The organism is Pseudomonas sp. R76 (genome assembly GCF_009834565.1).
In the GTDB taxonomy this organism is placed as follows: domain Bacteria; phylum Pseudomonadota; class Gammaproteobacteria; order Pseudomonadales; family Pseudomonadaceae; genus Aquipseudomonas.
In genome coordinates this window covers 1,630,123-1,642,647 of record NZ_CP019428.1, presented here as the reverse complement: position 1 = coordinate 1,642,647, position 12,525 = coordinate 1,630,123, and the positions used below count along the sequence as shown (strand labels likewise).

Sequence of the window (12,525 nt, the reverse complement as noted above, 5' to 3'; positions counted from 1 at the left end):
GCTGAGCCTATGGCCTCATTTATCAATGGGTTTTGATGCAGTGATCACATAAAGCAGATGTGGGAGCGGGCTTGCTCGCGAATGCGAAGTGTCAGTCAACGTATTGGGGACTGAGACACCGCATTCGCGAGCAAGCCCGCTCCCACATTTTTTGATCGGCGTAGCGACGGTGGTTATTGGTTAAGCCGCACCTGTTTTTCCAGCTCGGCCTTTAAGCCGGGCTCCAGTTTCAGCTGGCGCGCCAACTCATCCAGATAGGCTTTTTCCATAAAGTTCTCTTCGTCCACCAGCATCACGCTGGCGATGTACATCTCGGCGGCCATTTCCGGGGTGCCTGCCGCGCGCGCCACATCGGCCGGGTCCAGGGGTTTGTTGAGTTCGGCGTGCAGCCAGTTTTGCAGCTCGCGGTCGTTGTCCAGCTTGGTGAACTCGCCTTCGATCAGCGCGCGTTCGCGTTCGTCCACATGCCCGTCGGCCTTGGCTGCCGCGACCAGCGCTTTAAGAATGCCCTGGCTGTGCTGCTCGACTTGGGCCGGGGGCAAGCGGTCGATAGTCTGCGGTTCACCCTGGGGCGCGTTGGCCTGTTGCGCCTGCCAATTGCCGTACGCCTTGTAGGCAATCACGCCCAACGCCGCCAAGCCGCCATAAGTCAGGGCCTTGCCGCCGAATTTGCGCGCCTTCTTATTCCCCAGCAGCAACCCCATCGCCCCTGCTGCCAGGGCGCCGCCACCTGCACCACCGAGCAGGCTGCCAAGGCCGCCACTGCCAAGCAGCCCGCCGAGGGCGCCCTTGTCGTCTGACTTTGGCTGGCCACCCGCCTTGTTCTGCAGCATGTCCTGGCCAGATTTGAGCAACTGATCGAGCAATCCACGGGTATTCATTCGCAGCCTCCAGGCACTTGGGTTTGTAGGACCAATAGGCCCCCAGCGTAAAACTTAGTGCCAAAAAGCCCATGTCTAGAGTGCTTCGAGTTGTAACGTAGCCGGCCAATCCTGGAAACGTCTTGTTTCACATGCAACGCGATCACGCCGCTATCAATCAATTTTCCTACGTCACCGAACCGCTTAAGCTATCCGGCGTCTGTTTATAGTCCGTTGCGTTTGGCCGAAGGCATGTCCGAACCGTTATTTCTGATCCGCTACGTGCCAGGAAAGGCGCGGGATTTGCTCACGACAGGTTTTCTCTATGCACCGCAGGAATTTGCTCAAAGCGTCCATGGCCATTGCGGCTTACACCGGTTTATCGGCCAGCGGCCTGCTCGCTGCGCAGGCCTGGGCCGGCAACCGTGCCGCCGATGGCAAGGCCGTGGCGTTTGATTTTGAAACGCTCAAAGCCCAGGCCAAACAGCTCGCCGGCACCGCGTACAAAGACACCAAGCAGGTGCTGCCGCCGACCCTGGCGACCATGACACCGCAGAATTTCAATGCCATCGGCTACGACGGCAACCATTCGTTGTGGAAGGAATTGAACGGCCAGCTCGACGTGCAGTTTTTCCACGTCGGCATGGGGTTCAAGACGCCGGTGCGCATGCACAGCGTCGACCCCAAAACCCGCGAGGCGCGCGAGGTGCATTTCCGCCCGTCGCTGTTCAACTATGAAAAGACCACGGTCGACACCAAGCAGTTGACCGGCGACTTGGGCTTCTCCGGCTTCAAGCTGTTCAAGGCGCCGGAGCTGGATCGCCATGACGTGCTGTCATTTCTCGGCGCCAGCTACTTCCGCGCAGTGGATTCCACCGGCCAGTACGGCCTGTCCGCACGCGGCCTGGCGATTGATACCTACGCGAAAAAGCGCGAGGAATTCCCCGACTTCACCCAGTTCTGGTTCGAAACCCCGGCCAAGGACGCCACGCGCTTTGTGGTCTACGCCCTGCTCGACTCGCCAAGCGCCACCGGTGCCTACCGCTTTGACATCGATTGCCAGGCCAATCAGGTGGTGATGGCCATCGACGCGAATATCAACGCGCGCACCACCATCGAGCAACTGGGCATCGCGCCGATGACCAGCATGTTCAGCTGCGGCACCCACGAGCGCCGCATGTGCGACACCATCCACCCGCAAATCCACGACTCGGATCGCCTGGCGATGTGGCGCGGCAACGGCGAGTGGATTTGCCGTCCGCTGAACAACCCGGCCAAGCTGCAATTCAACGCGTTCGCCGACACCGACCCGAAAGGCTTCGGCCTGGTGCAGACCGACCATGAGTTCGCCAGCTACCAGGACACCGTGGACTGGTACAGCAAGCGCCCGAGCCTGTGGGTGGAACCGACGACGGCCTGGGGCGAAGGCTCGATCGACCTGCTGGAAATCCCGACCACCGGCGAAACCCTCGACAACATCGTGGCCTTCTGGACCCCGAAAAAGCCCGTGGCTGCCGGCGACTCGCTCAACTATGGCTACAAGCTGTACTGGAGCGCATTGCCACCTGTGAGCACGCCGTTGGCGCAAGTCGACGCCACCCGTTCCGGCATGGGCGGTTTCACCGAAGGCTGGGCACCGGGCGAGCATTACCCCGAAGTGTGGGCCCGTCGGTTTGCCGTGGACTTCAAAGGCGGCGGCCTCGACCGCCTGCCCGCCGGCACCGGCATCGAACCGGTGGTGACCTGCTCCCACGGTGAAGTCAAAGACTTCAGCGTGCTGGTGCTCGACAACATCAAGGGCTATCGCATTCTGTTCGATTGGTACCCGACCAGCGACAGCGTGGAGCCGGTGGAGCTGCGCTTGTTTATCCGTACTCAGGACCGCACCTTGAGTGAAACCTGGCTGTACCAGTACTTCCCGCCTGCGCCAGAGGCGCGTAAGTACACCTGATCTCAGCCATCTGATCGTTCCCACGCTCTGCGTGGGAATGCCGCCTGGGACGCTCCGCGCCCCGCCACTCATGCAACGTTTGAGGCCTGCGCGAGATGACGCGGAGCGTCACGGGATGCGTTCCCACGCGGAGCGTGGGAACGATCGGCTCAGAACCGCGACACGCTTTTCATCGCGCCAATCAAGTACCGCATCGCCACCTGATCGCTTTCGGTCAGGGCGCGATACTGCGCCAGCAATTCGGCTTCGTCCGAACTCAACCGGCTGCCACGCAAGGACATCCTGCGGGTCAGAAAACTCACCACCGCACCCGCAACACCATTGGATTTGGCCATGGACTGCTTCTCCTGATATCGATCTAAGACTCCTGGTGCCCATCGCCTGCCTTCCGTGAGGCGCAAGACTTTGGCGGAACCAACAGCCTGACTCTCTGGGCCAGAAATCAGACTTACCCTAAGCGTAGAAACAATCTGCTCACGTGTGGGATTTTTTTAGAGTATTAACTTAAATAAATCGCTTAAGTAACAAATACCTACAGCGTCTTCCCACACAACGATCGATACAGGTGGATGTCGTGCGGCTCCTGCGCCAACAATTCCGGGTCGGGGCGTGCCAGCAACCGGCAGCCATGGCGTCGATAGAAGTCCACGGTGTTGCGTGATTCGGTGGCGGACACATACAGCGCGTCGGCCCCGACCTGCCGGCCGTGCTCGCAGGCCAGGTTGAATAAACGCCCACCAAGCCCCAACCCCCGCGCGGCGTGGCTGACGTGCAGGAACTTCAATTGCCGCATCACCAGGTCCTGGATGTGAAGTGGGTGGTTGTCCACCACCACCGCCGCCGCCAGGGTCGGCCCGTCGAACACGCCCCACAACCACCCGCCCCGCCTGAGGCAGGCGAGCAGCGCCACGGCGTCCTGCTGCGCCTCGCCTTCAGGCCAGCCGCGCATGTCGTGGTGGTCGGGGTATAACACCAACTCGCCGCCCTCCAGGCGATAGCACTCATGGATCAGTTCCGTGCGGTCGATGCTTGCCAGCAACGGGATATCGCTTTCGGTTAACGCGCGTTCGAGCAACATGGGGCCTCCTGCTTTCAAGCGACCAAGGATCAAGCTTGGGTTAAACCCAGGCAAGAAAAACCCACCGGGTCAAGGTGGGTTTCGGTCAATCAGGCGTGGGATCAATCCCTCAGATCAGACTCATGGATCGGCTGATCCCGATGAGTCGCCCGTTGGTACTGCGCTGGCCAGATTGCCTTGCGCCCACCCAGGTCATCGTCGGCATGCAGCGGCCAGTAAGGGTCACGCAACAACTCACGGGCGAGGAAGATGATATCCGCCTGGCACGTGCGCAGGATGTGCTCGGCCTGGGCCGGCTCGGTAATCATGCCCACGGTGCCGGTGGCGATGCCTGACTCTTTGCGCACACGCTCGGCAAAGCGCGTCTGGTAACCGGGGCCGGTGGGGATCTCGGCATTGGCGGCGGTGCCACCTGAGGACACGTCGATCAGGTCGACGCCCAAGTCTTTCAGGCGGCGCGCCAGTTCCACGGTTTCATCCGGGTTCCAGCCGTCTTCCACCCAATCGGTGGCCGACACCCGCACGAACAGCGGCAGCTCCTGGGGCCAGACTTCGCGCACGGCCTGGGTCACTTCGAGCACCAGGCGAATACGGTTTTCAAACGAGCCACCGTAGTGGTCCTGGCGCTGATTGCTGATGGGCGAGAGGAATTGATGCAACAGGTAACCGTGGGCGGCGTGGATTTCCACCACTTCAAAACCGGCGGTCAGGGCGCGCTTGGCGGCGGCGACAAAGTCGGCGATCACCTGCTGGATCTGCCCTTCGTCCAGCGGCTTGGGCTGGGCGTGATTGGGGTCAAAGGCGATGGGCGATGGGCCTACCGGCACCCAGCCGCCATCTTCCGGCTTGACGCTGCCGTGCTTGCCGATCCACGGCCGATGGGTGCTGGCCTTGCGCCCGGCATGCGCCAATTGGATGCCCGCCACCGCACCCTGGGCGGCGATAAAACGCGTAATGCGCTGCAGCGGTTCGATCTGTGCGTCGTTCCACAGGCCCAGGTCCTGGGCGGTGATGCGGCCATCGGCGGTCACGGCGGTGGCTTCAGTGAAAATCAGCCCGGCGCCGCCCACTGCGCGGCTGCCGAGGTGCACCAGGTGCCAGTCATTGGCCAGGCCATCGTCGGATGAGTACTGGCACATCGGCGACACGGCAATGCGGTTGAGCAGGGTCAATTGACGGAGGGTGTAGGGTTCGAGCAGCTGACTCATGGCGCACCTCTTCTGGGTTCTGTGGGCACTATTCAAACAGTGCTTAGAGCCTAGTCGACAACGGTAGCTTGCACAGGGTTCAGACGGAAAACGGGAGCCGATTGCCGGCTCCCGTGTCGCAACAGCTTACATTTCGACCTGGGTGCCCAGCTCGATCACCCGGTTTACCGGGAGTTTGAAGAAGCGCAGGTTGCCGTTGGCATTCTTCAACATGAACGCAAACAAACTTTCGCGCCAACGGGCCATGCCCTTGATGCGCGAGGCGATCACCGTTTCGCGGCTGAGGAAGTAGGTGGTGCGCATCGGGCTGAAATCCAGGTCGTCCAGATGGCACAGCTTCAGCGCTTCGGGCACGTCCGGCTCATCGGTAAACCCGAAGTGCAGGATCACGCGGAAGAAGCCTTCGCCATAGGCGTCCACCTCGAAGCGCCGCGACGCCGGCACGCGCGGGATATCTTCGTAGACCACCGTCAGCATCACCACCTGCTCATGCAACACCTGGTTATGCAGCAGGTTGTGCAACAGCGCGTGGGGCACGGCGTCGGGCCGCGCGGTCAGGAACACGGCGGTGCCCTGCACGCGATGGGGCGGCTGCACGCGGATACTGCTGATAAAGATCGGCAATGGCAGGCCGCCTTCGTCGAGGCGGTCCATCAACAGCTCCTTGCCGCGCTTCCAAGTGGTCATCAGGATAAACAGCACAATCCCCGCCAACACCGGAAAGGCACCGCCCTGCACGATTTTCGGCACGTTGGCGGCGAAGAACAGACCGTCCACCAACAGGAAACCGATCAACACCGGAATTGCCAGCACCGGCGGCCATTTCCACAGCAGCAGCATCACCGCCGACACCAGGATGCTGGTGATCAGCATGGTGCCGGTCACCGCCACGCCGTAAGCCGAAGCCAAGGCGTTCGAGGATTCAAAGCCCAGTACCAACAGAATCACGCCGACCATCAGCGACCAGTTCACCGCACCGATGTAGATCTGGCCTTGCTCGGCGCTTGAAGTGTGCTGGATATGCATGCGCGGGATGTAACCCAGTTGGATCGCCTGGCGGGTCAAGGAGAACGCACCTGAAATCACCGCCTGGGAGGCAATCACCGTGGCCAGGGTCGACAGTGCGACAAGCGGGATCAACGCCCACTCCGGCGCCAGCAGGTAGAAGGGGTTGCGCGCCGCTTCAGGGTTTTCCAGCAGCAAGGCGCCCTGGCCGAAGTAGTTGAGCACCAACGCCGGCAGCACCAGGGCGAACCACGCACGGGCGATCGGCTTGCGGCCAAAGTGGCCCATGTCGGCATACAGCGCTTCGGCGCCGGTCAACGCCAGCACTACGGCACCGAGAATTGCCACGCCCATGCCAGGATGCGCCGTAAAGAAACGCACGCCCCACACCGGGTTAAGCGCATTGAGCACTTCGGGGTGTTGCAAAATGCCGTGCACGCCGAGGCCGCCCAACACCAGGAACCACACCACCATCACCGGCCCGAACAGCTTGCCAATGCGGTCGGTGCCGTGTTTCTGGATCAGGAACAGCCCGACCAGCACCACCAACGACAGCGGCACGACCCAACGTTCCAGGCCATCAAAGGCCAATTCCAGGCCCTCGACCGCCGACAACACCGAGATCGCCGGGGTGATCATGCTGTCGCCGTAGAACAGCGCCGCACCGATCAGGCCAAGAATCACCAGCACCGAACGCAACTTGGGGTACGGCGACGCCGCCCGCCGCGCCAGTGCCGTCAGGGCCATGATGCCACCCTCGCCCTGGTTGTCAGCGCGCAGGATAAACAGCACGTACTTGATCGACACGACCCACACCAGCGACCAGAAAATCAGCGCCAGAATGCCGAAGACCCCGTCATGATTGACCGGAACCCCGTAACCACCAGTAAACACTTCTTTAAGGGTATAGAGCGGGCTGGTACCGATATCGCCGTAAACCACCCCGACTGCCGCCACCAGCATGCCAATCGGCTTTGCATTGGAATGCTCGGCACCTGCTGCCTGACTATTTGCCTGACCCATCAACCACTCCTGCCCTTTGACCTGAGGTCTTTTATAAACAACGCGTCTAAGCTGACCGTAGCATGCGCTGTTTTACTTCTCGTAACAGACGTTTTATTGACCCAAGGGTTTTACCCATGTGCAACGGCGCGAAGCATAGCGCAGCACTCGTCGCATTTCCCTGCATAAAGCTGGTCAAGTGCGTTGCCCATCGATAGAATTGCGCACTTTTTGATCAGAGGCGCACCAAGCGCCCGTCTACCGCCGTGTCGTGCCCGACTGGCGGCGCCATTCAATACCGAGGTTAGACATGTCCACCACCATCGCAAAAGCCAACCCCAAGGTCGGCTTTGTATCCCTGGGTTGCCCGAAGGCTCTGGTCGACTCCGAGCGCATCCTCACGCAACTGCGTATGGAAGGCTATGACGTCGTGTCCACCTACCAGGACGCGGACGTGGTGGTGGTCAACACCTGCGGCTTCATCGACTCGGCCAAGGCAGAGTCCCTGGAAGTGATCGGCGAAGCCATCAAGGAAAACGGCAAGGTCATCGTGACCGGCTGCATGGGCGTGGAAGAAGGCAATATCCGCAACGTGCACCCTAGCGTGCTGGCCGTGACCGGCCCGCAGCAATATGAGCAGGTAGTCAACGCCGTGCATGACGTGGTGCCGCCGCGTCAGGACCACAACCCGCTGATCGACCTGGTGCCGCCGCAAGGCATCAAGCTGACGCCGCGCCACTACGCGTACCTGAAGATTTCCGAAGGCTGCAACCATAGCTGCAGCTTCTGCATCATCCCGTCGATGCGCGGCAAGCTGGTCAGCCGCCCGGTCGGTGATGTGCTGGATGAGGCCCAGCGCCTGGTCAAATCCGGCGTGAAAGAGCTGTTGGTGATCTCCCAGGACACCAGCGCCTACGGCGTCGACGTGAAATACCGCACCGGTTTCTGGAACGGCGCGCCGGTAAAAACCCGCATGACCGAACTCTGCGAAGCCCTCAGCAGCCTGGGCGTGTGGGTGCGCCTGCACTACGTTTACCCGTACCCGCACGTGGACGAGCTGATCCCGTTGATGGCCGCCGGCAAGATCCTGCCGTACCTGGACATCCCGTTCCAGCACGCCAGCCCGAAAATCCTTAAGGCGATGAAACGCCCGGCCTTCGAAGACAAGACCCTGGCGCGCATCAAGAACTGGCGCGAGATCTGCCCGGAACTGATCATTCGCTCCACCTTCATCGTCGGCTTCCCTGGCGAAACCGAAGAAGACTTCCAGTACCTGCTGGACTGGCTGACCGAAGCGCAGCTGGACCGCGTCGGTTGCTTCCAGTACTCGCCGGTTGAAGGCGCGCCGGCCAACCTGCTGGACGCGGCCATCGTGCCGGACGACGTCAAGCAAGACCGCTGGGAGCGCTTCATGGCGCACCAGCAGGCGATCAGCTCGGCACGCCTGCAACTGCGCATTGGCAAGGAAATCGAAGTGTTGATCGACGAAGTCGACGAGCAAGGCGCGGTAGGCCGCTGCTTCTTCGATGCGCCGGAAATCGACGGTAACGTGTTTATCGACGACGCCAGCGGTTTGAAGCCGGGCGACAAGGTCTGGTGCACCGTGACCGACGCCGACGAATACGACCTGTGGGCCGTAAAGCGCGACTAAGTCTGTAAAAACTTGAAAAGCCCCGCTTCTGGACAAGATGCGGGGCTTTTTTCGGTCTATCGTTTGCCCATTGGCGAAGATCCAGTCAAGGAGCAGCGGGCATGCGTCAGCTTTCGGTTATCCATACACCCAAACTCAGCGACTTCGCGCACTTGGCGCAACTCTGGGAAGACTCGGTGCGGGCGACCCACGATTTCTTGCCGGACAGCTACATCGTGCTGCTCAAGGAGCTGGTGCTGACGCGCTATCTGGACTCGGTGATGCTGATTTGTACCAAGGACGCGCGCCAACGCATCACCGGGTTTGCCGGGGTGGCGGCGGGCAAGGTCGAGATGCTGTTTATCGACCCGCAACACCGTGGCCAGGGCCTTGGCCGGCAACTGCTGCGGTATGCCATCGAACACATGAACGCCGATACCCTGGACGTCAACGAACAGAACCCGCAGGCCCTGGGGTTCTACTTCAAGCAGGGCTTTGAGGTGATCGGCCGTGCGGAGCATGATGGGCTAGGCCAGCCGTATCCGTTGCTGCACATGCGTTTGCGCCAGCAGCAACTGCGCAGAGGCTGACTCAGCAAAGAATAAAATGTGGGAGCTGGTTTGTGTGGGAGCTGGCTTGCCTGCGATGGCATCACCTCGATTCCAAATGCACGACCGAGGTGTCTGCATCGCGGGCAAGCCCGACTCCCACACAAGCCCAGTTCCCACACAAGCCCGACTCCCACACAAGCCCAGTTCCCACACAAGCCCGACTCCCACACAAGCCCAGCTCCCACAAAAAGCCCCTGCGCTGAAATGGGGCCGGGATTAACCGGCGCCAGGCAGGTACAATAGCCGCCCCCTTTTGCTACGGCCCTTGTCATGACTGACCCCATACGCCTCTCCAAACGCCTTATCGAACTGGTCGGTTGCTCCCGTCGGGAGGCTGAGCTGTTTATTGAAGGCGGCTGGGTCTCGGTGGACGGCGAAGTGATCGACGAACCGCAGTTCAAGGTCACCACCCAGAAGGTCGAGCTGGACCCAGAGGCGAAAGCCACTGCGCCGGAGCCGGTGACCATTCTGCTGCACGCGCCGGTGGGCGTGGATGCCGAAACGGCAATGGCCTCGATCAGCGCCGAGACCCTGTCCGAAGAACACCGCTTCAGCAAACGCCCGCTCAAAGGCCACTTCCTGCGCCTGACCGCCAGTGCGGAACTGCAAGCCAAGGCCAGCGGCCTGCTGGTGTTCACCCAGGACTGGAAGATTCTGCGCAAGTTAACCGCCGATGCCGCCAAGATCGAGCAGGAATACGTGGTTGAGGTTGAGGGCGACATGGTTGCCCACGGCCTCAACCGCCTGAACCACGGCCTGACCTACAAAGGCAAAGAGCTACCGGCCGTGAAGGCCAGCTGGCAGAACGAAAACCGTCTGCGCTTTGCGATGAAGAACCCGCAACCGGGCGTGATCGCCCTGTTCTGCGAGGCCGTTGGCTTGAAAGTCATCGCCATCCGTCGCATCCGCATCGGCGGCGTGTCTATCGGCAAAGTGCCGGTCGGCCAATGGCGCTACCTGTCCAGCAAAGAGAAGTTCTAAGCCGTTCCCCTTTTTTATCGGCACCGGCACATTTGCGCGGTGCCCTCAGTTGAATACCAGGATTGCCCAATGATTCACAACGACGTACTGCGCAGCGTGCGCTACATGCTCGACATCAGCGACAACAAGATGGTCGAGATCATCAAGCTCGGCGGCATGGACGTGACCAAGGAAGACCTGCTGACTTACCTCAAGAAAGATGAGGAAGAAGGCTTTGTGTTCTGCCCGGACGACGTGATGGCGCACTTCCTTGACGGCCTGGTGATCTTCAAGCGTGGCAAGGACGAAAGCCGTCCGCCACAGCCGATCGAAACCCCGGTGACCAACAACATCATCCTCAAGAAGCTGCGCGTGGCCTTCGAGCTGAAGGAAGACGACATGCACGCGATCCTCAAGGCCGCCGAGTTTCCGGTGTCCAAACCGGAGCTGAGCGCGCTGTTCCGCAAATTCGGCCACACCAACTACCGCCCGTGCGGCGACCAGCTGCTGCGCAACTTCCTCAAGGGCCTGACCCTGCGGGTTCGTGCGTAAGCCATGAGTTACAACGTCTCGCCCGTCGGCTTTGTGCGCTCCTGCTTCAAGGAGAAGTTCGCCATCCCGCGCCAGCCACAACTGGCACCGGCCGCCCGTGGCGTGCTGGAACTGGTGGCGCCGTTCGATCAAGGTGAGGCGGTGCAGGGCCTGGAGCAGGTCAGCCATGTGTGGTTGCTGTTTCTGTTCCACCAGGCCCTGGAAGACAAGCCGCGCCTGAAAGTGCGACCGCCACGTTTAGGCGGTAACACGTCCATGGGCGTGTTCGCCACCCGCGCGACGCACCGGCCCAACGGCATCGGCCAGTCGGTGGTGAAGCTGGACAAGATCGAGCCAGGGCGGTTGTGGATTTCCGGAATTGATCTGCTTGATGGCACGCCCGTGCTGGATATCAAGCCGTATGTGCCCTACGCCGACATCATTGACACCGCCACCAACGACATCGCCAGCAGCGCGCCGCAGCTGATTCCGGTGCAGTGGCTGAAGACGGCGCTGTTCCAGGCGCAAGGCCATGCTGAGCGCCTTGATGAGCCGTTGGTGGCGTTGATCGAGCAATGTTTGGCGCAGGATCCGCGGCCGGCGTATCAGACGCCAGGGCCGGAGCGCGAGTACGGCGTGCAGTTCTGGGATGTGGATGTGCGCTGGCACTATCCCGAAGCCGGGGTGATTTGCGTGCTTGAAGTGGTGCCAACTGACTGAAACCGGAAACTAAATGTGGGAGCGGGCTTGCTCGCGAAAGCGGTGGTTCAGTCAACCGATTTGGCGACTTATACACCGTCTTCGCGAGCAAGCCCGCTCCCACATTTAGGTCTTCTTTGTTGCTCAGTCAGCACATGGCCTGACTGCTTACTTCTCGACGAACGCACGCTCGATCAGATAATCACCCGGCTCACGCATACGCGGCGAAACCTTCAGGCCGAAGCTGTTCAGCACTTCGCTGGTTTCGTCCAACATGCTTGGGCTGCCGCACAGCATGGCGCGGTCGTCTTCGGGGTTGATCGGTGGCAGGCCGATGTCGCTGAACAGCTTGCCGCTGCGCATAAGGTCGGTCAGGCGGCCTTCGTTTTCGAACGGCTCACGGGTCACGGTCGGGTAGTAGATCAACTTGTCACGCAGGGCCTCGCCGAAGAATTCGTTCTGCGGCAGGTGCTCGGTGATGAATTCGCGGTAGGCGACTTCGTTGACGTAACGCACGCCGTGGCACAGGATCACTTTTTCGAAACGCTCGTAGGTTTCCGGGTCCTGGATCACGCTCATGAATGGAGCCAGGCCAGTACCGGTGCTGAGCAGATACAAGTGTTTGCCCGGCTTCAAATCGTCAAGCACCAGGGTGCCCGTCGGTTTTTTGCTGATGATGATCTCGTCGCCTTCCTTCAAATGCTGCAACTGAGAAGTCAGCGGGCCATCGGGCACCTTGATGCTGAAGAACTCCAGATGCTCTTCCCAGTTCGGGCTGGCAATGGAGTAAGCGCGCATGAGCGGGCGGCCATTTGGCTGTTGCAGGCCGATCATCACGAACTGACCGTTCTCGAAGCGCAGGCCCGGATCGCGGGTGCACTTGAAGCTGAACAGAGTGTCGTTCCAGTGATGAACACTGAGGACACGCTCGTGGTTCATGTTGCTCATGTACGGGGGACTCCTGGAAATGGGTCTGCGCCAAGATTGAGA

12 protein-coding genes are annotated in these 12,525 nt (G+C 60.8%); 6 read left to right on the top strand and 6 right to left on the bottom strand.

All coding sequences use genetic code 11. From position 1 onward, the window contains the following. Positions 1-173: 173 nt before the first annotated feature. Positions 174-881: a tellurite resistance TerB family protein gene (locus PspR76_RS07430; RefSeq protein WP_159954612.1), complete on the bottom strand. Its 708-nt coding sequence runs from the start codon at positions 879-881 to the stop codon at positions 174-176. A gap of 304 nt (positions 882-1,185) precedes the next feature. On the opposite strand from PspR76_RS07430, the gene PspR76_RS07425 reads away from it, so the two are divergent. After that, positions 1,186-2,811 (top strand): glucan biosynthesis protein D, encoded by a 1,626-nt coding sequence (locus PspR76_RS07425; RefSeq protein WP_159954611.1) that lies wholly within the window; start codon positions 1,186-1,188, stop codon positions 2,809-2,811. Positions 2,812-2,960: 149 nt separating this feature from the next. Here the strand turns inward: PspR76_RS07425 and PspR76_RS07420 are convergent, their stop codons facing one another. The 4 genes from PspR76_RS07420 to PspR76_RS07405 all read right to left on the bottom strand — a co-directional run bounded on the left by PspR76_RS07420 (position 2,961) and on the right by PspR76_RS07405 (position 7,125). Beyond that, positions 2,961-3,146, bottom strand: coding sequence for a hypothetical protein (locus PspR76_RS07420; RefSeq protein WP_159954610.1), 186 nt, complete (start codon positions 3,144-3,146; stop codon positions 2,961-2,963). A 197-nt stretch (positions 3,147-3,343) separates the two neighbouring features. After that, entirely contained in the window at positions 3,344-3,889 is a 546-nt protein-coding gene (locus PspR76_RS07415; protein ID WP_159954609.1) for a GNAT family N-acetyltransferase, read from the bottom strand. A gap of 101 nt (positions 3,890-3,990) precedes the next feature. Then, on the bottom strand, positions 3,991-5,097 hold the full coding sequence (locus tag PspR76_RS07410; protein ID WP_159954608.1) for an NADH:flavin oxidoreductase/NADH oxidase: 1,107 nt from the start codon (positions 5,095-5,097) through the stop codon (positions 3,991-3,993). Between the two features lie 126 nt (positions 5,098-5,223). Next, positions 5,224-7,125 carry a potassium transporter Kup gene (locus PspR76_RS07405; protein ID WP_159954607.1) on the bottom strand — a complete coding sequence of 634 codons (1,902 nt, stop codon included), beginning with the start codon at positions 7,123-7,125 and terminating at the stop codon, positions 5,224-5,226. Between the two features lie 289 nt (positions 7,126-7,414). On the opposite strand from PspR76_RS07405, the gene rimO reads away from it, so the two are divergent. The 5 genes from rimO to tsaA all read left to right on the top strand — a co-directional run bounded on the left by rimO (position 7,415) and on the right by tsaA (position 11,556). After that, positions 7,415-8,755: a 30S ribosomal protein S12 methylthiotransferase RimO gene (gene rimO / locus PspR76_RS07400; protein ID WP_159954606.1), complete on the top strand. Its 1,341-nt coding sequence runs from the start codon at positions 7,415-7,417 to the stop codon at positions 8,753-8,755. 101 nt (positions 8,756-8,856) lie between these two features. Further along, the gene (locus PspR76_RS07395) at positions 8,857-9,324 is read left to right on the top strand and encodes a GNAT family N-acetyltransferase (protein WP_159954605.1); all 468 of its coding nucleotides are present in this window, start codon (positions 8,857-8,859) and stop codon (positions 9,322-9,324) included. 291 nt (positions 9,325-9,615) lie between these two features. Beyond that, positions 9,616-10,326: an rRNA pseudouridine synthase gene (locus tag PspR76_RS07390; RefSeq protein WP_159954604.1), complete on the top strand. Its 711-nt coding sequence runs from the start codon at positions 9,616-9,618 to the stop codon at positions 10,324-10,326. A gap of 69 nt (positions 10,327-10,395) precedes the next feature. After that, on the top strand, positions 10,396-10,857 hold the full coding sequence (locus PspR76_RS07385) for a DUF1456 family protein (protein WP_034118394.1): 462 nt from the start codon (positions 10,396-10,398) through the stop codon (positions 10,855-10,857). Positions 10,858-10,860: 3 nt separating this feature from the next. After that, a complete protein-coding gene (gene tsaA, locus PspR76_RS07380) occupies positions 10,861-11,556 on the top strand; it encodes a tRNA (N6-threonylcarbamoyladenosine(37)-N6)-methyltransferase TrmO (RefSeq protein WP_159954603.1) in 696 nt (231 codons plus the stop codon). A gap of 147 nt (positions 11,557-11,703) precedes the next feature. Here tsaA and fpr read toward each other — a convergent pair whose 3' ends face one another. Further along, positions 11,704-12,483: a ferredoxin-NADP reductase gene (gene fpr, locus PspR76_RS07375; RefSeq protein ID WP_003189055.1), complete on the bottom strand. Its 780-nt coding sequence runs from the start codon at positions 12,481-12,483 to the stop codon at positions 11,704-11,706. Between the last annotated feature and the right edge of the window lie 42 nt (positions 12,484-12,525).